Source organism: Geminicoccus sp. (assembly GCF_035556675.1).
GTDB lineage: Bacteria > Pseudomonadota > Alphaproteobacteria > Geminicoccales > Geminicoccaceae > Geminicoccus.
The window spans coordinates 1-20,354 of sequence record NZ_DATMFZ010000222.1; the positions used below are offsets into that span (position 1 = coordinate 1).

19 protein-coding genes and 1 pseudogene are annotated in these 20,354 nt (G+C 68.6%); 8 read left to right on the top strand and 12 right to left on the bottom strand.

Annotation, left to right across the window (positions count from 1 at the left end; translation table 11 throughout):
- The 5 genes from VNS22_RS15610 to VNS22_RS15630 form a co-directional block, all read left to right on the top strand.
- The coding region (locus VNS22_RS15610; RefSeq protein WP_325733976.1) for an oxygenase MpaB family protein at positions 1–839 on the top strand (839 nt) is incomplete at its 5' end.
- A gap of 169 nt (positions 840–1,008) precedes the next feature.
- Complete coding sequence (locus VNS22_RS15615) at positions 1,009–2,388, top strand: ABC transporter substrate-binding protein (RefSeq protein WP_325733978.1); 1,380 nt, start codon at positions 1,009–1,011, stop codon at positions 2,386–2,388.
- A gap of 103 nt (positions 2,389–2,491) precedes the next feature.
- On the top strand, positions 2,492–3,367 hold the full coding sequence (locus VNS22_RS15620; RefSeq protein ID WP_325733980.1) for a sugar ABC transporter permease: 876 nt from the start codon (positions 2,492–2,494) through the stop codon (positions 3,365–3,367).
- Entirely contained in the window at positions 3,364–4,230 is an 867-nt protein-coding gene (locus VNS22_RS15625) for a carbohydrate ABC transporter permease (RefSeq protein WP_325733982.1), read from the top strand. Before VNS22_RS15620 ends, VNS22_RS15625 begins: the two co-directional genes overlap by 4 nt.
- A 441-nt stretch (positions 4,231–4,671) precedes the next feature.
- Entirely contained in the window at positions 4,672–4,959 is a 288-nt protein-coding gene (locus VNS22_RS15630; RefSeq protein WP_325733984.1) for a hypothetical protein, read from the top strand.
- Between the two features lie 469 nt (positions 4,960–5,428).
- Here the strand turns inward: VNS22_RS15630 and VNS22_RS15635 are convergent, their stop codons facing one another.
- The 3 genes from VNS22_RS15635 to VNS22_RS15645 all read right to left on the bottom strand — a co-directional run bounded on the left by VNS22_RS15635 (position 5,429) and on the right by VNS22_RS15645 (position 8,091).
- On the bottom strand, positions 5,429–6,490 hold the full coding sequence (locus VNS22_RS15635) for an AI-2E family transporter (RefSeq protein WP_325733986.1): 1,062 nt from the start codon (positions 6,488–6,490) through the stop codon (positions 5,429–5,431).
- 67 nt (positions 6,491–6,557) lie between these two features.
- Positions 6,558–7,769, bottom strand: coding sequence for an NO-inducible flavohemoprotein (hmpA, locus tag VNS22_RS15640; protein ID WP_325733987.1), 1,212 nt, complete (start codon positions 7,767–7,769; stop codon positions 6,558–6,560).
- Positions 7,770–7,800: 31 nt separating this feature from the next.
- Positions 7,801–8,091: a DUF1971 domain-containing protein gene (locus VNS22_RS15645; RefSeq protein ID WP_325733989.1), complete on the bottom strand. Its 291-nt coding sequence runs from the start codon at positions 8,089–8,091 to the stop codon at positions 7,801–7,803.
- 105 nt (positions 8,092–8,196) lie between these two features.
- On the opposite strand from VNS22_RS15645, the pseudogene VNS22_RS15650 reads away from it, so the two are divergent.
- Positions 8,197–8,610: pseudogene (locus tag VNS22_RS15650) on the top strand (Rrf2 family transcriptional regulator); the annotation flags it as partial.
- A gap of 279 nt (positions 8,611–8,889) precedes the next feature.
- On the top strand, positions 8,890–10,194 hold the full coding sequence (locus tag VNS22_RS15655) for an adenylosuccinate synthase (RefSeq protein WP_325733993.1): 1,305 nt from the start codon (positions 8,890–8,892) through the stop codon (positions 10,192–10,194).
- A 63-nt stretch (positions 10,195–10,257) separates the two neighbouring features.
- Here VNS22_RS15655 and VNS22_RS15660 read toward each other — a convergent pair whose 3' ends face one another.
- On the bottom strand, positions 10,258–11,166 hold the full coding sequence (locus VNS22_RS15660) for a LysR family transcriptional regulator (protein WP_349261808.1): 909 nt from the start codon (positions 11,164–11,166) through the stop codon (positions 10,258–10,260).
- 124 nt (positions 11,167–11,290) lie between these two features.
- Here VNS22_RS15660 and VNS22_RS15665 point away from each other — a divergent pair, with 124 nt between their 5' ends.
- Positions 11,291–12,154: an NAD(P)H-dependent oxidoreductase gene (locus tag VNS22_RS15665; protein WP_325733997.1), complete on the top strand. Its 864-nt coding sequence runs from the start codon at positions 11,291–11,293 to the stop codon at positions 12,152–12,154.
- Here VNS22_RS15665 and VNS22_RS15670 read toward each other — a convergent pair.
- The 8 genes from VNS22_RS15670 to VNS22_RS15705 are packed head-to-tail and all read right to left on the bottom strand — an operon-like array spanning position 12,086 to position 20,347.
- Positions 12,086–13,303 (bottom strand): MFS transporter, encoded by a 1,218-nt coding sequence (locus tag VNS22_RS15670; RefSeq protein ID WP_325733999.1) that lies wholly within the window; start codon positions 13,301–13,303, stop codon positions 12,086–12,088. The two genes, VNS22_RS15665 and VNS22_RS15670, sit on opposite strands and share 69 nt — an antisense overlap.
- A gap of 2 nt (positions 13,304–13,305) precedes the next feature.
- A complete protein-coding gene (locus VNS22_RS15675; RefSeq protein ID WP_325734001.1) occupies positions 13,306–14,571 on the bottom strand; it encodes a pitrilysin family protein in 1,266 nt (421 codons plus the stop codon).
- Positions 14,568–15,956: a threonine synthase gene (gene thrC / locus VNS22_RS15680; protein ID WP_325734004.1), complete on the bottom strand. Its 1,389-nt coding sequence runs from the start codon at positions 15,954–15,956 to the stop codon at positions 14,568–14,570. Before thrC ends, VNS22_RS15675 begins: the two co-directional genes overlap by 4 nt.
- Positions 15,957–15,979: 23 nt before the next feature.
- The gene (locus VNS22_RS15685) at positions 15,980–17,467 is read right to left on the bottom strand and encodes a carboxypeptidase M32 (protein WP_325734006.1); all 1,488 of its coding nucleotides are present in this window, start codon (positions 17,465–17,467) and stop codon (positions 15,980–15,982) included.
- A complete protein-coding gene (locus VNS22_RS15690; protein WP_325734008.1) occupies positions 17,448–18,413 on the bottom strand; it encodes a COX15/CtaA family protein in 966 nt (321 codons plus the stop codon). The genes VNS22_RS15685 and VNS22_RS15690 overlap by 20 nt, the downstream gene beginning before the upstream one ends.
- Complete coding sequence (locus VNS22_RS15695; protein ID WP_325734010.1) at positions 18,410–19,114, bottom strand: SURF1 family protein; 705 nt, start codon at positions 19,112–19,114, stop codon at positions 18,410–18,412. Before VNS22_RS15695 ends, VNS22_RS15690 begins: the two co-directional genes overlap by 4 nt.
- A 13-nt stretch (positions 19,115–19,127) precedes the next feature.
- A complete protein-coding gene (locus tag VNS22_RS15700; protein ID WP_325734012.1) occupies positions 19,128–19,511 on the bottom strand; it encodes a DUF983 domain-containing protein in 384 nt (127 codons plus the stop codon).
- Positions 19,487–20,347: a cytochrome c oxidase subunit 3 gene (locus tag VNS22_RS15705; protein WP_325734014.1), complete on the bottom strand. Its 861-nt coding sequence runs from the start codon at positions 20,345–20,347 to the stop codon at positions 19,487–19,489. Before VNS22_RS15705 ends, VNS22_RS15700 begins: the two co-directional genes overlap by 25 nt.
- Positions 20,348–20,354 lie beyond the last annotated feature (7 nt).

Consider the following 20,354-nt stretch of genomic DNA (forward strand, 5'->3'; position numbering starts at 1 on the left):
TCCAGCGCCATCCCGACGGGCTGTTCGGCCCGGGCTCAGTGACCTGGCGGGTCCATGGCGACGTGGCGTCGATGATGGTGGGCGGCATCGCGGCCCTCCTGCTCCAGATGCTCCACCCCGCCGTGCTCGCCGGCGTGCGCGACCATTCCAACTTCCGGGCCGACATGCACGGCCGGCTCCGGCGGACCGCCCGGTTCGTCTCGCTCACCACCTATGGCGAGCGCGCCCTGGCCCTGGCGGCGATCGAGCGGGTGCGCCGCATCCATGCCGGGGTCCGGGGCACGCTGCCGGACGGCACCGCCTATGCCGCCAGCGACCCGGAGCTCCTGGCCTGGGTGCACGTAGCTGAGACGAGCTGCTTTCTCCGCTCCTGGATCCGTTATGGCGAGCCCGGCATGCTCATGGCCGACCAGGACCGCTACTTCGCCGAGATGGCCGAGGTCGGCCGGGCGCTGGGAGCTGATCCCGTGCCGCGCAACCGCGCCGAGGCCAGGGCGCTGATCCAGGCGATGCGGCCCCGGCTGCGCTGCGACGAGCATACGGAGGAAACAGCACGGCTCGTCCTGGCCAGGCCGGCATCGGCCTCTGCGGCCGCCCCGCTGCAGGCGCTCGCCCTGGACGCGGCCGTCGACCTGCTGCCGGACTGGGCGGCCCGGATGCACGGCCTGTCCGTGCCGCGCTTTCGCACCCCGCTCGTTCGCATCGGCACGCTGGGCGTGGCCCGCACCCTGCGCTGGGCGTTCGCCGGCAGGCGGACGCCGGCCCGCCCGCCGTCGGCCCGTCCCGTGCCCGGGCGAAGCCGGACCCGCCGCCGGCCTGCCGGTGTTGATCGCGCCTGACGCTATTGACCCGGCCCCGGCCCGCTGCATCTTCACGCTCCAGTGGGCCAGGAGGGCTCAGGGTACCAGGGCGGTTCTTCGTTGCGTCCCCGGGGCGCCTGTGGCTTCCTGGCTGATATATCATTGCGGTGGCGGGTCGTTCCCACTGCCGGCGAGGGAGGCAAGAAGGATGAGACGAGACCTGCTCAAGCGGGGGCTGCTGCTGGGTGCGGCCGCCATGTTCGTGGCGACCAGCGTGCCGGCCTCGGCCGAGACGCTGACGGTCTGGTGGGTGAAGGGCTTCTACCGCGCCGAGGACGAGGCGCTGTTCAAGGCGATCGAGGCGTTCGAGCAGAAGACCGGCGTCGACATCGAGCTGTCACAGTACGCTATCCAGGACATGATCCCCAAGACCGTGGCGGCGCTCGACAGTGGCACGCCGCCGGACATCGCCTATGCCGACAGCTACGACTTCCAGGTCGGTGCGAAGTGGGCGTTCGAGAACCGGCTGGAGGACCTGACCAGCGTCCTCGAGCCGATGAAGGACGATTTCGACGAGAACACGCTCTCGACCACCTATCTCTACAACGACACGACCAAGGAGCGCGCCTACTACTCGTTCCCGCTCAAGCGGCAGACGATGCATATCGAGTACTGGATCGACATGCTCCAGGAGGCGGGCTTCCAGGAGAGCGACGTTCCCGAGGAATGGTCGGAGTTCTGGAACTTCTGGTGCAGTGACGCGCAGAAGGGCTATCGCGGCGCTACCGGCCAGCGCGCCTACGGCATCGGCCAGCCGATGGGCGTGGATTCGACCGACAGCTTCTTCTCGTTCCTGACCTTTGCCGACGCCTACAACGTCAAGCTCGTCGATGACGAGGGCAAGCTGCTGGTCGACGATCCGAGCGTGCGCGAAGGCCTGATCGGTGCGCTCACCGACTACACCACGCCCTACACCGATGGCTGCGTGCCGCCGTCGGCGACGTCGTGGAAGGATCCCGACAACAACGTCGCCTTCCACAACAAGACGACGATGATGACCCACAACGCCACGATCTCGCTCGCGGGCAAGTGGTATGACGACATGACCAACCCTGCGCTCACCGACGAGGAGCGCGCGACGGCCAAGAAGAACTATTACGAGCTGATCCGCACCCGCGGCTTCCCGAAGAAGCCGGACGGCTCGCCGATGGTCTACCGCTCGGCCGTCAAGACCGGCGTGATCTTCCAGCAGGCCAGGAACAAGGAGCGCGCCAAGGAGTTCCTGGCGTTCCTGATGCAGCCCGAGAACCTGCAGCCTTATGTCGAGGGCTCGCTCGGCCGCTGGTTCCCGGTGACCAAGAGCGGCATGGAAAGCCCGTTCTGGCAGGAGGATTCGCACCGCAAGTCGGTCTATGACCAGTTCAAGGCCGGCACGGTCACCTTCGAGTTCACCAGGAACTGGAGGTTCACCATCCTCAACAACGAGAACGTCTGGGCCAAGGCGATGAACCGCGTGGTCAACGAGAACGTCTCGGTCGAGGACGCCGTGGACGAGATGATCGCACGCATCAAGGAAGTCGCGGGCTGACATCTTCCGGACGCCGCCGTCATGGCACGCTTTCGGCCATGACGGCGGCGTCTCGGAGGCGTAGCCTGATGATGGGCCGTCGGAAGAAGATCGGAGGCGAACCATGTCGGCAGCTGCTGTCCAGACGGACCGCGCTCCTCCCGAAAGCAAGGTCCGCCGACCCTGGACGGCCGCGGAGACCTGGGGCGTGCTCCTGCTCGTCCCCTACGTCCTGGTCTTCCTGGCCTTCGTCCTCTACCCCGTGGTGTACGGCTTCTGGCTGGCCCGTCACCCGTCCAGCTACGCCGCCCTGTTCGGCGACCCGATCTTTCGCCGGGCGGTGGTCAACACGCTGATCTTCCTGATCGTCGCGATCAACGTGAAGATGCTGCTGGCCCTGTTCCTGTCCGGCTTCTTCCTGCACGAGCGCTGGTGGGTCCGCTGGCTCTCGGTGCTGTTCATCCTGCCTTGGGCGGTGCCGGCGATCCCGACCATCCTGTCGGTCCGCTTCATGCTCAATCCCGAGTGGGGCCTGATCAACCAGCTCTGGTTCCGCTGGACCTTCGAGGACGGGCCGAACTGGCTGAACGAGCCCTGGCTTGCGCTGACCATGGCGATGGCGGTCCATATCTGGAAGTCGCTGCCGTTCTGGACGCTGATGATGCTGACCGGACGGCTCGCCATCTCCAACGACCTGTACGAGGCGGCCTCGGTGGACGGCGCCACCAAGTGGCACAAGTTCCGCTACGTCACCTGGCCGTCCCTGCAGGCCATGTACTTCACCTGCACGATCCTCTCGATGATCTGGACGCTCGGCGACTTCAACAGCGTCTACCTGCTCACTGGCGGCGGCCCGGCCGACCTGACCCATGTCCTGGCCACGCTCGGCGTCCGCTACCTGCGCCTGGACCAGATCGACCTGTCGCTCGCGACGGTGGTCTGCGCGATGCCGCTGGTGCTGCCGCTGGTCTACATCATGATGAAGCGGTACTCCAAATGAGCGCGCCCCGTCGCCCCGGCTGGTTCCTGCGCGGTGTGGCCACCGACGCCAAGCTGCTGCTGATCGGCATCCCGGTCTTCCTGTGGACCATCCTGCCGATCTACCATCTGTTCCTGTTCTCGATCTCGCCCAAGGACCAGGCGATGTCCGGCAAGCTCTGGCCGGACAACCCGACCCTCAACAACTTCATCATCGTCTTCAGCGAGCGCCACCACTTCCTGGGCCATTTCTGGCAGCAGTTCTGGAACTCGTTCTTCATCGCCGCGATGGTGGGCATCCTGACCCTGGTGATCGCCACCTTCGCCGCCTTCTCGATCAGCCGGCTGAAGGCCCGCTTCGGCGGCACGGTGATGAACCTGGCCCTGTTCACCTATTTCGTGCCGGCCGCCTTCCTGGCCGTGCCGATGTACCGGACCATGGGAATCTACGGCCTGCTCAACACCCAATGGGCGCTGATCCTGGCGATGATGACGCTGGCCTCGCCCTATGCGATCTGGGTGCTCAAGCAGGCCTCGGACAAGCTGCCGCGCGAACTGGACGAGGCGGCGGTGGTGGACGGCGCCACGCCCATGCAGCTGTTCCGCCTGGTCTACCTGCCGCTGATGGCGCCCTCCCTGGTAGCGGTCGGCGTCTACGCGCTGCTGCTGGCCTGGAACGAGTATCTCTACGCCTTCCTCCTGCTGTCGCGGGACACCGACGTGACCTTGCCGGTAGCGCTCGGCAACTTCCTGGCCGCCGACGACTCCCCCTGGGAACTGCTCATGACCACCGGCCTGATCTACGCGATCCCGCCGGCGGTGATCTATTACGTGTTCAAGCGCTACATGACCGCCGGGCTCACCTCCGGGGCGGTGAAGAGCTAGCCGGGCCGCAAAAGCCGCTGCGGGCTCCCGATCCGCTGCCCTCCGGATCGGGAGATCTCCGCCGGCCCGGCCCCATCAGCCTGCCAGGAGCCGGTGCTTCTGGCCGTGAACTCCTGGTCGGTCAGCATGGCCGCGCTCCTCGGCGCTGCCAGTCGCTCCAGCTTCGACACGATATCGTCTCCCGAAGATGAACCGGCACCGTGCGGCAGGACGATGGACCGGTGTCACCGCGCCCGGACGAAGTCGGCAAAGGCAGTCGCCTGATGCTTGTCGACCTGCTCGATCTTGCCCGGTTGCACACGCCAGCCTCCTCGCATGCCTGTTTGTAGCAGGCACTTCCTAACGAAACGTAAAGCGGGATGACCGGAGTTGCGGCGACCGGGGCAGACCACCCGCTCACGTCGGGTGCGCAATGACGAGCCAACGGATCGGCCCGCCTTCATGCTACTGTCCTCTGGCGGCTACGGGATCGTGGAGGCAGGCATGTTCGTGACGCTGCTCGGCGCACTGCTGATCTTTCTCGGGATCCTCTACCTGGCGGCCCAAGCGCTCCGGCGCGGCCGGCTGAGTGCGGGCACCCCGGAGCGCCCGAGAGTGCAGGCCGGCTCGCTGGAGCCGCCCGGCCGGGTCACCGCCTTCCGGCTCGGCGCGAACTGGCCGGGCCTCGCCCTGATCGCCCTGGGTGCGATCCTGCTGATCGCGGTGGCGGCCATCCCGGCAGCCTCCTGACCATCCCTGCGGCCAGGGCCGGTGATCTTCATCACTGGCCGGCACCCTTGCCGATGGCCCATGGCTGTGGAACTGCCGGAAACTCGATGCCGCATGGCTCCTTCCGGAAGCAGGCCATCATCGCAAGCAGGCTACCGATGATGCAGACAGCTATACCAGCTTCGGCCTGGGCTCCGGCCTGACCGGCGGGGTGGCAACCCAGCACGACCAGGTCTTCCGCGAGGACGGGACGGTGATCGATTCGTCGTTCGTCGGGGTTTCCGGCTCGGACGACGATGGCGGCGGGTTCAGCGGCGGCTCGACGAATCCCGGGACGGTCGGCCGCTACGAGGTACTGAACGGCCGGATCGTCATCACGCCGCCCACGGGCGAGCCCCTGTCGAGCTGGATCCTGTTCGACGGCGGGACGAACCTCGTGATCGGCGGAGAACCGTCAAGGGCGGCTGAGCGTTCCACCGGGCCGGCCGCGTCACCGGCCGACCCGGCCTTCCCTGGCCCGCGCCGTCGCGAAGATGTCCCAGGCCGCCAGGAACATCGCGGCGACCAGCGGCCCGATCACGAAGCCGTGGATGCCGAAGATCGCGATGCCGCCCAGCGTGGAGATCAGCACCAGGTAGTCGGGCATCTTGGTGTCCTTGCCGACCAGGATCGGGCGCAGGACATTGTCCACCACGCTGATCACCAGCGTGCCCCAGGCCATCAGGACGAGCCCCTGCCATACCGCGCCCGTCACCAGGAAGTAGATGGCCGCCGGCATCCAGACCAGGGCTGCGCCGACCGCCGGGAGCAGCGCCAGCAGGGCCATCAGCACCGCCCACAGGAGCGCTGCCTGGATGCCGAGGATCCAGAAGATCAGCCCGCCCAAGGCACCCTGCACGAGGGCCACGATGATGGTGCCCTTGAGCGTGGCGCGGACCACCGTGGTGAACTTCTCGGCGAGCGCACGCTGCTGGTCCACATGCAGCGGGAGCGCGTTCCGGATGCGCCGGACCAGCGCGTCGCCATCGCGCAGCAGGAAGAACAAGAGATAGAGCATGACGAACAGGTCGATGACGAAATCGGCCGTGTTCTGGCCGATATTGATCACCTGGGTGGCGACGAGCTCGCTGCCCCACATCAGGGCGGCGGACAGCCGTTCGCGCACCGCGTCGATATCGGTCAGCCCGAAGCGGTCCAGCAGACCGGCTGCCCATCCGGGCAGCGCGTCGTGGACCGCCTGGAAGAACCCGCTGAAGTTCAGGTTGCCCGACTGCATTCCCTCGTAGATGCCCGCCGCTTCCTGCAGCAGCATCACGGTGATCAGCGTCACCGGCAGGATCACCATCACCAGGATGATCGCCAGCGTGACGAGAGCCGCCAGCGTGCGCCGCTGGCCCATCGCCCGCACCAGGCGGCGGTAGAGGGGTGCGAACAGGATCGCGATGACGGCACCCCACAGGACCGCCCCGTAGAAGGGCTGGACGATCCAGAAGAATGCCAGCGATGTCACGACGAGCAGGAACAGGAAGGCCTTGTCTTCGATGGCGGTCAAAGCCAGTCCCCCGTCGTGATGTCGCCGGCCTCAGCCCGGCCCGGACGGAAGGATTGCCCGTTTCTCCTCAGGCCGCCAGCAACTCGTCCGCCGGGCCGAAGAACTCGTAGTGGATGCGCGTGCCCGGCACCCCGGACTGGGACAGGGTCGAGACGAAGTTGCGCAGGAACGGGCGCGGCCCGCACAGATAGTAATGAGCCTCGTCCAGGGGCGTGTGCTCGGCCAGCCAGTCGCCGGTGATCAGCCCGGCATGGTCGTAGTCCCGGCCCTGGACGTCCTCCGTCCGCGGCTGCTCGAAGAAGGTCGTGGCCTCGATCCCGCGATGCCTCGCCGCGAGCGCCCGGACATGGGCGCCCATCGCATGGGTGGAGCCGTCGCGCGTGCCGTGGACATAGAGGGTGCGGGTCTCGGGCAGCCGTGCCGCGATCGTTTCCAGCATGCTCATCATCGGCGTGAGCCCGACACCGCCGCTCAAGAGCACCACCGGGCGGTCGGGATGCTCCGGCAGGAAGAACTCGCCGGCCGGCGGGGCGACCTTGAGCACCGTGCCGGGCCTGGCCTGGTCGTGCAGCCAGCCTGAGGCGGTGCCCATGGGCTCGCGCTTCACCGAGATGCGATAGGTCTCGCCATTCGGCGCGGACGAGATGCTGTAGTTGCGCTTGAGCGGGGCCTGGCCGGGGATCTCCAGCCAGAAGGTCAGGTACTGGCCGGGCCGGTGGCAGATCACCGGTCGGCCATCGGTCGGCCGCAGCAGGAAGGAGGTGATGATCTCGCTCTCCTTCGTCCGCTCCTCGATGGCGAAGCTGCGCCAGCCCTGCCAGCCGCCCTCGGCCGAGGCGAGCTTGCCGTAGAGCATCTTCTCCCGCGCGATCAGGATGTCGGCCAGGAACCAGTAGCCCTCGCCCCAGGCCGCCAGGATCTCGTCGGTCGCGGCCTCGCCCAGCACGTCCTTGATGGCGCCGAGCAGCGCGTCGGCCACGTAAGGATAGTGCTCGGGCAGGATCTGCAGACCGACATGCTTTTGCGCGATCCGTTCGACTGCGGCCGCCAGGGGCACCAGGTCGTCGATGTTCTTGGCATAGGCGAGGATCGCGTTCGCCAGCGCCTTCGGCTGCGATCCGGCGTCGCCATGATGCGACTGGTTGAACAGGTCGCGGATCATCTCGTTCTGGAACATCCGCGCATACATGGCGCGGGTGATCTCCAGCCCGTGGGCTTCCAGGGCCGGCACGGTGGCCTTGATGAGGACGCGGCTGCGTTCGCTTACGGTCTTCGGCATTCGTCGCTTCCGGACATCTGCGTTGAAGGGTTCAGGGCTGCGGCGGCTGGTCGTAGAACTCGATCCGCATGAGGATCGGCCCGACCGGCTCGACCGAATGGATCTCCTGGGGATGCACCAGTGCCGGTGCATTGCTGGTGACGGTCAGCGTCTCGCCGCGCTCCACGAAGGTCAGCCTGATCTCCCCGGCGATCACCCTGATCAGTCCCCACACGCCGGGCCTGGTCCGATGCTCGGCACGCAGGCCGGCAGGCAGGGTGGCCTCATCGAAGACCGGGCTCGTGCGGCGGGGCTGGACGGCGGTCATGAGGGACGGTCTCACCTAATCATGTATCCCTGATGAATGTATGACTCATCTCGAAAACATGCCAAGCCAATACATATATAACCGGGCTGAGTGCGACGGTTTGGCCAGGAGGGACGAGGCGTGCGGCTGACGCGCTACACGGACTATGCGCTGCGCGTGCTGCTCTATCTCGGCGCGCGACCGGAGCGGCTGTGCTCGATCGCGGAGATGGCGCGCGCTTACGGCATCTCGCAGAATCACCTGATGAAGGTCGTCCACGACCTGGGCAAGGCCGGCTTCGTTGCGAGCGTGCGCGGCCGGACGGGCGGGATCCGGCTGGCCCGCCCGCCCGAGCAGATCGTCATCGGCAGCGTGGTCCGCCATGCCGAGGAAGGCTTCGACCTGGTCGACTGTGGGCGTTGCGTGATCGCACCCGCCTGCGGCCTGCCCTCGGTGCTGGGTGAGGCACTGGCCGCATTCCTCGCCGTCCTGGACCGCTACAGCCTGGCGGATCTGCTCAGCCGGCGTGTCGACATGCTGGCGCTGTTCCGCCAGGACCCGGCCACTCCGGGCCGGGCCGCCGCTTCATCCACCAGGCCGGTTCATGCTATGGACGGCTTGGTGTGCACAGCGGACGGGCAGGGAATTGCCGGGCAGCCGCCTGCAAAGCAGAACTGCACGAACGAACCCGAGGAACCGGCTGAAATCAGCTAGTTAGAAGATTTTCGACACTCGGGCCGCAGTCAGGTGCCGGCGTGCCTCACGCTATCTGGCTGGCACCGTCGCCTCACCTGCGCTACCAGCCTGCCGTCAAGAACGTCAGGATGCCTCGAGATGGCCAATGTCGCCGTGATCGGCGCCCAGTGGGGCGACGAGGGCAAGGGCAAGATCGTCGACTGGCTCTCCGAGCGGGCCGACGTGGTGGTCCGCTTCCAGGGCGGCCACAATGCCGGTCATACGCTGGTGGTGGACGGCCAGACCTACAAGCTCTCGCTGCTGCCCTCGGGCGTGGTCCGCCAGAAGCTGTCGATCATCGGCAACGGCGTGGTGGTCGATCCCTGGGCGCTGCTCGCCGAGATCGACCGGCTGCGCGCGCAGGGTGTCGCCGTCCGCCCGGAGACGCTGCGCCTGGCCGAGAACGCGTCGCTGATCCTGCCGCTCCATGCCGAGCTCGACCAGGCGCGCGAGCAGGCGCGGGCCGCCTCCAACATCGGTGCCGGCAAGATCGGCACGACCGGCCGCGGCATCGGGCCGGCCTACGAGGACAAGGTGGCGCGCCGCGCCATCCGGGTCTGCGACCTGACCGACCAGATGCTCCTGGAGGGCAAGGTCCACGACCTGCTCCTGCACCATAACGCGCTGCGGCGCGGCTTCGGCATCCCCGAGGTCGAGCCTGCCGACCTCTTGGCCTCGCTCACCAGCCTGGCGCCCAAGCTCCTGCCGTTCTCCGAGCCGATCTGGCTGCGCTTGGCCGAGCTCAAGCGCAATGGCCGCCGGATCCTGTTCGAGGGTGCCCAGGGTGCGATGCTCGACGTCGACCACGGCACCTACCCGTTCGTCACCTCGTCCAACACCATGGCCGGCATGGCCGCCACCGGCTCCGGGCTCGGCCCCGACGCGGTGGGCTATGTGCTGGGCATCTGCAAGGCCTACACGACCCGGGTCGGCTCCGGCCCCTTCCCGACCGAGCTGGATGACGAGATCGGCAGGCGGTTGGGCGAGCGCGGCCACGAGTTCGGCACGGTCACCGGCCGGCCGCGGCGCTGCGGCTGGTTCGACGCGGTGATGGTCCGCCAGGCGATCAAGGTCGGCGGCATCCACGGCCTAGCGCTCACTAAGCTCGACGTGCTGGACGGGCTCGAGACCATCAAGGTGTGCACCGCCTACAGCCTGAACGGCCAGATCCTCCACCACCTGCCCTCCAACCCGGCCGCCCAGGCCGCGGTGCAGCCGATCTTCGAGGAGATGGAGGGCTGGCAGGAGAGCACCCATGGTGCGCGCAGCTTCGCCGACCTGCCGGCTGCCGCGATCAAGTACGTCAAGCGGCTGGAGGAGCTGGTCGAGGCGCCGGCGGCCCTGATCTCGACCAGCCCGGACCGCAACGACACGATCCTGGTGCACGACCCGTTCGCCGACTGATTTTGGCCCGGGACCGGCAGCCTTCCGCGGTGCTGCCGGTCCGCGGCGCCCAGGGCGCTCCCGTCACGCAGCCGGGATCCGGCTGGAAGGCTCGATCCCGGGGACACAGCCGATCTGGGTGACCAGGAAATCGGCCAGCAGGCGGACCCGGGTGATCCCGGCGCGCTCGGGCACAAGCAGCATGCTCAGGGGCACGGTCGGCAGCCGGTAGTCCGGGAGCAGCACCTCCAGCTCGCCGCGATCGAGCAGATCGTCGACCAGCCACCGGTGCGCCGGTGCGATGCCGCGCCCCGCCGCCACGGCCGCGCGCGCCGCCAGGCCGTGGTCGACCCGCAGCCGCCCGGCGAACGCCACCTCGTGGCGTGTCTCGTCCGGCCCGTGCAGGACGAGACGGTCGCTGCCGGCCACGTTCGACATGCGGATGCCCTCGTGCCCAGCCAGGTCCTCCGGCAGCATTGGCCGCCCCCGTGCCGCCAGATAGGCCGGTGACGCCACCAGCAGGCGGTGGGAGCGGCCGAGCGCACGCAGCTTCATCGAGCTGTCGGCGAGCGGCCCCAGGCGGAGGGCGATATCGACGCCTTCCCGGACCAGGTCGATCCGCTGGTCGGTCAGGCTGAGATCGACCCCGATCTCCGGATGGCGATCCTGGAAGGCGAAGATCAATCGGGCGAGATGCCGGACCCCGAACGCCGCCGTGCAGGAGATCCTGACCGTGCCGGCCGGTGCCCGGCGCGTCGCCTGCACCGCGTCGCCGGCCTGCTCGACCATGCGCAGGATCTGGACGCTGTGGGCGTAGTAGCGGCTGCCCTCCTCGGTGAGCGTGACCTGCCGCGTGGTCCGGCTGAGCAGCGGGACACCTACCGCCGTTTCCAGCTCGCGCAGATGACGCGTGACGGTCGACTGGCCGATGCCCAGCTCGCGCGCCACCGCCGACAGGCTGCCGCGTTCGGCGACCCGAACGAAACTGCGCATCCGCTCGAGCGTGACGTCCAATCTATCCGTGATCCGGCAAGGTCTTATCCGCGGAGGACAGGTAGGCGCGCAGCCTTGCCTTGGCTAGCTGACGGGCTGGCTTCCCAGTACCGGATTACGGCCCATGAACGTCTTGCTGGTCTTCGCCCATCCCGACCGCCGCTCGCTCAACGGCGCGCTGCGCGACGTGGCCGTCCAGGAACTGCAGGCTCAGGGCCACGAGGTCCGGGTCTCCGATCTCTACGCGCAGGGTTGGAAGGCCCAGGTCGATCATGCCGACTTCCCCCTGCTGGCACCCGACGCCCGGCTGGTTCCGACGGCCGCGTCGAAGCAGGCCTTCCAGGCCGAGGCCCTCACCAGGGACGTGCAGGCCGAGATCGAGAAGCTGCGCTGGGCGGATGCCCTGATCCTGCAGTTCCCGCTCTGGTGGTTCACCATGCCGGCGATCCTCAAGGGCTGGGTCGATCGGGTATTCGCCTGCGGCTTCGCCTATGGCGTGGGCGAGCACACTGACCGCCGCTGGGGCGACCGCTACGGCGAGGGCATGCTGGCGGGCCGCCGCGCGATGCTGATCGTCACGGCCGGCGGCTGGCGGGAGCATTATGCGCCACGCGGGATCAACGGGCCGATCGACGACCTGTTGTTCCCGATCCAGCACGGCATCCTCTTCTATCCGGGCTATGCCGTCCTGCCCCCGTTCGTCGCCTACCGGGTCGATCGGCTCGACGATGGCGGCTTCGCGCGGCTGGCCGGGCAGCTGCGCCAGCGGATGCGGACGCTGGCAACGACGCCGCCCCTGCCCTATCGGCGGCAGAACGGCGGCGACTACCTGATCCCGAGCATGCAGCTCCGGCCGGGGCTGGGCGATCCGGAGGCCGGCGGTTTCGCCCTGCATCTGGACGGCACCGCGGGCCGGCTGTCAGGCGGGCCGCAGGATCCGGACGAGCCGCCAGGCCCAGAAGCTGCCGGCCAGGAGCACCAGGCCTGAGCCGGCGAGTGCTACGCCGACGTCGAAGAAGTGCGCCATCTCACCCCACAGCCAGCTGCCGGCCGCCATCGAGCCGAAGGTCATGGTCTGGTAGATGGCGAGCTGGCGCGCCTCCAGCCCGGCGGCCGAAGCCTGCTGCACGGCGATGTTGAACGAGGAGAACGAGCCCAGCCAGGCGACGCCGGCCAGGGCCAGGGCGATCGCCAGGAGCGGGAGGCTCGCGGTAAACGCGATCACCAGCGTGCTGAACGCCAGCTGCAGGCCCAGCCAGGTCACCACCGGCCCGGTGCCGAACCGGCGCCTGGCCGGGTGGACCAGGAAGGCGCCGCCCATGGCACCGATGCCGAACGCGCCCAGCAGCAGGCCGAAGGTCACCGCGTCGCCGCCCAGCCGGTCGCGGGCGATCAGCGGCAGGAGGCCCTGGATGCTCGACGCGCACAGGCTGAACACCGCGCAATAGAGCAGCACCGCGCGGATCTTCTCGCTTTCCCTGGCAAAGCGGAGCCCGTCGCCGAAGGCACGGAGCATCCGCCCGCGGATGGCCGTACGCACCGGAGGCCGGCGCCACAGGGCCAGCACCAGGAGCAGCGGCAGGTAGCAGAACGCGTTGGTGAGGAAGGCCGCCTCGGCACCGATCGAGGCGACCAGCAGGCCACCGAGTGCCGGCCCGACCGTGCGGGCGATGTTGAAGCTGATCGCGTTGAGCGTCACTGCCGCGGCCATGGCCGGAACCGGCACGGCCTCGCGCACGATCGTCTGGAAGGGCGAGTTGGCGAACGCGCTGCCCGCCCCCAGCAGGAAGGTGAAGGCCAGCAACAGCCCGGGCCCGGTCACGTCCAGGAGCGTGCACAGCCCGAGCAGCAGGGCGGCCAGCACCATGATCGACTGGCCCAGCATGCAGACCCGGCGCCGGTCGCCGACATCGGCCAGCACGCCGGCCGGCAGCGCCAGGAGGAGGATCGGCAGGAGCAGGGCGGTCTGGACCAGCGCCACCCAGTCAGCCGTGCCGACCAGCTCGGTCATCAGCCAGGCGGCCGCCACCGACTGGATCAGCCAGCCGAAATTGCTGACCATGTTGCCGAGCCACAGGCGGCGGAACAGCGGCACCGCGAGCGGTGCGCCCAGTCCCTCGCCCGTGTTCTTGCTCATGCTCAGTGCCGCAGGCGGGTCGTCAGCAGGTCATGGGACGGCAGCCGCGCGCATGGGCCCAGCGCCGTCACGGCCGGGACCGGGTCGTGGAACAGCCGCCGGGCGAGCCGCTGGATGTCGTCGATCGTGACCGCGTCGATCCGGGCCAGGATCTCCTCGCGCGGGATGCGCCGGCCGAAGGTGAGGAGCTGGCGTGCCACCTCCTCGCAGACCCCGGCACAGTGCTCCAGGCTCATCAGCAGCCCCGCCTTGGCCTGGGCCTTGGCGCGGACCAGTTCGGCCTCGCCGATCCGGTCGGCCGAGCCCGCCAGCTCGTCGGTCAGCACCCTGGCCAGCTCGTCCAGGTCCGCCTCGCCGGTGCCGGCATAGACGCCGAAGGTCCCGCTGTCGGGGAAGGCGTTGACGAAGCTGAACACCGAATAGGCCAGCCCACGCTTCTCCCGCACCTCCTGGAACAGGCGCGAGGACATCCCGCCGCCCATGATCGCGGAGTAGAGGTTCAGCGTGTAGATGTCCGAGTCGTGGCAGGTCAGCGCCTCCACCCCCAGCACCAGATGGACCTGCTCCAGCTCGCGGTCCTCGCGCAGGTCGCCGCCCCGGTAGCGCGCCTTCACGAACGGCAGTTCCGGCCGGCGCTCGAGGTCGCCGAACCAGCGCTCGCCCAGTTCCACCAGCCGGTCATGCTCTACCTTGCCGGCGGCGACCAGGATCATCTGCTCCGGGCCGTAATGGTGCATGTGCTCGGCCAGGACCGATCGCGGCATCGATTCCACGATCTCGGGCGGGCCCAGGATCGAGCGGCCGAGCGGCTGGTCCGGATAGGCGGTCTCCTGCCAGAGATCGAACACTAGGTCGTCCGGCGTGTCCTCGACCTGGCCGATCTCCTCCAGCACGACCTTGCGCTCGCGCTCCAGCTCCGCCTCGTCCAGGGTGGAATGCTTGACGATGTCGGCCAGGATCTCGGTGGCGAGCGGCAGGTCCTCGCTCAGGATCCGGGCATGGTAGGCGGTGTGCTCGCGCGAGGTGTAGGCGTTGAGCGAGCCGCCGACATCTTCGACCGATTCGGCGATCTCCTTGGCCGAGCGGGTCTCGGTCCCCTTGAACGCCATGTGCTCCAGGAGGTGCGAGACGCCGTTCACCTCGGCCTGCTCGTGCCGCGTGCCGACATCGACCCAGACACCCACGGCGCTGGTGAGCAGATGCGGCATCGGCTCGCTCGCGATGCGCATGCCGTTCGCGAGGCGGGTCAAACGGAAAGTCTCGGTCATGCCGTCTTTCGGATATGGTCCTGGATGATGCCGAGTTCGGCGGGCAGCACTTGGTAACGCTCCTCGCGTTCGAAAAGACCGGCCATGGCCTCGGGCAGCACCGGTCGGCGGCCGATCGCGGCTTCCACCGCGTCGGGGAACTTGGCGGGATGAGCCGTGGCGAGCGTCACCCGGGCAGCATTCCGCGGCAGGGCCGCGCGCGCGGCGGCCACGCCCACCGCGGTGTGCGGGTCGATGACGATGCCGGTGTCACGGTACACCTGCCGGATCGTCGCCTGCACCGCCGCCTCGTCGACCGCATGGCCGCTGATCAGGTCCTGCGCCTTCTTCAGGCGCTCCGGCTCGACCTCCAGTGCTCCCTCGGCCGCGAACCGCTCCATCTGCCGGACCAGCCGGGCCGGGTCGCGGTCCTCCAGCTCGAACAGGAGCCGCTCGAAGTTGCTGGCGACCTGGATGTCCATGGACGGGCTCGTGGTCGGCATCACGTTGCCCTTGGCGTAGCGCCCGGTCGACAGGAAGCGTGCCACGATGTCGTTGCTGTTGGTGGCCGCCACCAGGGCCTGAACCGGCAGGCCCATCGCCTTGGCGATGGTGCCGGCATAGACGTCGCCGAAATTGCCGGTCGGCACGGCGAACGCCACGGGCCGGGCGAGCCCGCCCAGCCGCAGCGCGGCATGGACGTAGTAGACCGCCTGGGCGGCCAGCCGGAACCAGTTGATCGAGTTGATCGCCGCCAGCCGGTGCGCCTCGCGGAATGCCTGGTCGTTGAACATCCGCTTCACCAGCGCCTGGCAGTCGTCGAACGTGCCCTCCACGGCGATGTTGACGACATTGTCCGCCAGCACCGTGGTCATCTGCCGGCGCTGCACCTCGGACACGCGGCCCTTGGGGTGGAGGATGACGATCCGCATGTTCGCGCGGCCGGCACAGGCGGCGAGTGCCGCCGAGCCGGTATCGCCCGAGGTGGCACCCACGATGGTGATGGTCTCGCCCCGGCGCCGCAGCACATGCTCGAACAGCCGGCCCAGCAGCTGCAGGGCGAAGTCCTTGAAGGCCAGGGTCGGCCCGTGGAACAGCTCGAGCAGCCAGTCGTCGTCGCCGATCTGGACCAGCGGTGCGGTGGCGGCATGGCCGAAGCCGGCATAGGTCTCGGCGACCATGGCCCGGAACTCGGCCTGCCCGATCGTCCCCTCGACGAACGGCCAGAGCACCGCCTCCGCGGTTTCGGCATAAGGACGGCCGGCGAGCCCCGCGAACTGGTCCGGCGTCAGCTTCGGCATGGCGCTCGGCAGGAACAGGCCGCCATCCTCGGCAAGTCCCGCCAGGAGCACCTCCTCGAACGGGCGCACGCCGGCACCACCGCGCGTGCTGATATAGGCGACCATGCTGCGTTCCGATCCCGTGCTCGTCATCCGCCGCTGAGATAGCGTGCCCGGAGGTGGTCGAGGAAGGCCTGTGGCCCCAGCTCTTCCCCCGTCACCCGGCGCAGCAGCTCGTCATAGGTGTAGCGGCAGCCCTGCTCGTGGATGTTGCGCCGCAGCCAGGGCAGGATCTCGCGGAACGAGCCCATGCCCAGCTGGGCATGGGCATCCGGGATCTCCCGCAGCATCGCCCGGAACAGCTGGGCCGCCATCAGGGCGCCCAGAGTGTAGCACGGGAAGTAGCCGAACGCGCCGACCGGCCAGTGGATGTCCTGCAGGCAGCCCAGCCGGTCGTCGGGCGGCACGATGCCCAGCAGCTCGCGCATCCCCTCGTTCCAGGCCTCCGGCAGGTCGGCCACCGCCAGCCTGCCTTCGATCATGGCCTTCTCCAGCCGCCAGCGCAGGACGATGTGCAGCGGGTAGGTGGTCTCGTCCGCATCGACCCGGATGAAGCCCTTGGCGACATGGTTCACCAGGAGGCCGAGATTTTCGGCGGACAGCGCCGGGTCGCCCTCGCGGCCGAAGGCGGCACGCGCCCGTTCGGCGAGGTACGCCACGAAGGGCTGCGAGCGGCTGGCCTGCATCTCCATGAACAGCGACTGGCTCTCATGGACGATCATGCCGCGCGCGTCGCCCACCGGCTGGTGCCGCCACGCCTTCGGCTGGCCCGCGGTATAGAGCGCGTGGCCGGTCTCGTGCAGCACGCCCATCATCGCCTGGAGGAAGCTGTCCTCCGTGTAGCGGGTGGTGATGCGCACATCGCCGGGGATGCCACCGGAAAAGGGGTGCGCACTCTCGTCCAGCCGGCCCTGGTCGAAGTCGAAGCCGATCACCTTCATCAGCTCGAGGCCGAGCGCCTTCTGCCGCTCGACCGGGAACGGCCCCTTGGGCTCCAGCGGCTGACCCTGGCGTTCCAGGGCCGCCGTCGAGATCGCAGGCAGCTCCGCACCCAGCCGGTCGAAGATCGGCTGGATCGTGGCATCACGCAGACCCGCCTCATAGAGGTCGAGCAGCGCGTCATAGGGCGAGAGGCCCTGGCTGGCGCCCAGCGCCTGGGCCTGCTCGCGGACCAGGCGCACGACCTCCTCCAGCGAGGGGCGCAGCTCGGCAAAGCGGCTGTTCGCCCGCGCGTCCCGCCAGATCATCTCGCAGGCCGTGGTCGCGCGCGCCATCGCCTCGACCAGTTCCGGCGGGGTGGCGGTGGCCTGCCCGTGGCGGCGGACCATCTCGGCGAGGTTGGCCCGCTGCCAGTCGTCCAGCTCCTCGTCCGCGGCCCTGGCCAACAGGTCCGGCAGGTCCGGTGCGGTCACCAGGTCATGGGCGAAGCGCTTGAGCACGGCGGTCTGCTCGCCGCGGCCCTCCGCACCGCCCTTGGGCATGACCACCGAGGCGTCCCAGGACAGGACCGCCAGCGCGCCCTCGACATTGGCGATGCGGGCGAAGCGGTCCTGGAGATCAGCGTAGGCCTGCGGCACGGATGCCTCCGGGCAGATGGTGGGATGATGCCGCAGCCGTGCTGCGCGCGCGCCAGAACAGGTCCGACACCAGGGCGAAGGTGAGCACGCCGGTCGCCTGGTGCAGCACTGCCTTCCAGATCGGCACTTCCAGCACGATCACCAGCGCGCCGAAGCCCACCTGGACCAGGACCAGCAGGGCAGTGACGAGGCTCTGCCGGCGCACCTCCTGCGGCACCCGCCCGTCGCGCAGGCAGCCGACCAGCAGGGTCAGGAGTGCGATCGCAAAGGCGGCGGCCAGATAGCGGTGGATCATGTGGATCACCTCGCCGCCGTCGCTCCAGTCCGGCACCAGTCCGCCATTGCAGGCAGGCCAGGTGTAGCAGGCGAGCGAGGCGCCCGATTTGGCGGTGATCGCGGCCGACATCATGGCGAGCAGCCCGGTCACCATCGCCACCAGCGCGGTCGGCCGGATCCAGCCGGGTGCCGCCAGTGTCCCGGGCTCCCGTCGGCGGGCCGCGTCATGGATGCCCAGCACCACCACCAGCAGGATCAGGGCATTGCCCAGGTGGAGCGCTACCGACCAGGGGCTGTTGCGGTCGAGCACGGTCAGCCCACCAAGGAGGCCCTGGACGACCAGGAGCAGCACCATGAGCATGACCGAGGGAGCGAGGCGCGGGTGGAGTTCGCGGTTGCGCCAGCCGAGCCAGGCCACCACCAGGGTGAGCGGCCCCAGGATCATGCCGCCGATCAGCCGGTGCACCCATTCCAGCATGATCTGGTAGTAGTCGTAGCCGATGTTCGGCACTTCATCGACCAGGGACGGCAGGGGCAGCCAGTGGCCGTAGCAGGTCGGCCAGTCCGGGCAGGACAGGCCACTATTGGTGGTGCGCACCACCCCGCCCAGGACGATCATCCCGAAGACGAGGACCGCGGTGAGGCCGGCGGTGCGGCGCAGCGCATTCATGAGGTTCGATCCGTCCGTTCCGACGAAAAGGCGAGGTAGACCAGCAGGAGGGCGAAAGCGAGGCCGTACCAGGTGATCACATAGCCCAGATGGTTGTTCGGCAGGTCGATCCTGGGCGGTGCCGCCCCTGGCGTGGCGCCGGGCGAGCCTGGGAGGAGCTGCAGCGCCACCGGCTCCAGCGGCCGGCCGAACCGTTCGCCCAGCGCTGCCAGGTCCAGCCAGAACCAGCGCCCGCTGGCGGAATCGTTGGCCGGCATGAACCAGGTCTGGTGTTCCTGGCTGCGGTCCCGGACGATCGCTTCCAGCTCGACCGGACCCGCTGGCTCCGGCGGCGGTGTCGCTGCGTCGGCGAGAAAGCCGCGGTCCACCAGCAGCGTCCGGCCATCCGCCGTAGCGAAGGCACCCAGCAGGTGGCCACCCAGCTGCCCGTCCCGGTTCTCGACCCCATAACGGTCGACCGGACCCGGTGCCGTGACGAACTGCCCGGTGGCCTGCGTCCGCTGCCAGGCCACCGCCGCCGGGTCGTCGAGCGGCAGGTCGAGGAGCGGCACCGGGTCCGAGCCGGCGCGCGTCTCGATGGTCTCGATGAGATCTGTCTTCCAGTGCAGGCGCTGGACCTGCCAGGTCCCCAGGCCCAGCAGCAGGACGAGGGCGGGCAGGACGGCGAGGGTCGGCAGCAGGCGAGGCCGGAAGCGGCGCATGGGGATCGACGTCTCAGTTGCCCTGCTGGAAGTCGTCACGACGGTGACGATATTGCAGGGCGATCAGGAGGGCCTTGGCCGGGCGCATGATCGCCAGGACCAGGAGAACGGTCAGCGGCAGCCAGACCAGCATGTGCAGCCAGACCGGCCATGCCCAGGCGAGCTCGGCGAACAGGGCGCCGAATACCACGATGCAGCCGACCAGCAGGACGATGAAGGCAACCGGTCCATCGCCGCTGTCCTGGCCGGACAGATCGGCCCCGCAAACCAGGCAGCGGGGCCGGATCGAGAGGAAGCCGTCGAACAGCTCCCCCTCGCCGCAGGCCGGGCAGCGACCACGCAGCCCGGCCTTGAGTGGTGAAACCGAATGGCTCACCAGGTGGTGGTCGTCGCCCAAGACAGGTTGCCGCCCCACCAATAGACGCTGACGAACAGGAACAGCCACACCACGTCGACGAAGTGCCAGTACCAGGCGGCCGCTTCCAGCCCGACATGCTTCTCCGGCGCGAACTGCAGGGCCGCGGCACGGACCGCGCAGACCAGCAGGAACATGGTGCCGACGAACACGTGGAAGCCGTGGAAGCCGGTGGCCATGTAGAAGGTCGAGCCGAAGATGCCGGACTTGATCGTCAGGCCCTCATGGACGGCATGGAAATACTCGTAGACCTGGAAGCTCGTGAAGATGGCGCCCAGCAGGACCGTCAGCCAGAGCGCCTTCGCGGCCGTGCGGTTGTCGCCTTCGCGCACGCAGTGATGCGCCCAGGTCACCGTGGTGCCGGACAGCAGCAGGATCAGCGTGTTGAGGAAGGGGATGTCGAACGCCGGAATCGGGTGGATGCCCGCCGGCGGCCAGCTCTGCGGGACCAACTGCGGCGGGTATAGCGCGCCCCAGAAGAACGCCCAGAAGAAGGCGAAGAAGAACAGTACCTCGGAGGTGATGAACAGCGCCATGCCGAGGCGCAGCCCGAAGTTCACCGTCTCGTTATGGTCGCCGCGCCGCGACTCCTTGATGACGTCCCGCCACCAGCCATACATGGTGTAGAGGATCGCCAGGACGCCCAGGGCCAGGAGCACCGGCCAGCCGGTCCAGCTGTGCATCCAGGCGACCATGCCGAGGACGAACAGCAGCCCCGAGAACGCGCCGATGAACGGCCACGGGCTGGGGTCGACCAGATGATAGGGATGATTTGGCTTCTCGTGGCCGTGATGCGCCACGTCCGTGCTGGCCGCCATGCTCGCC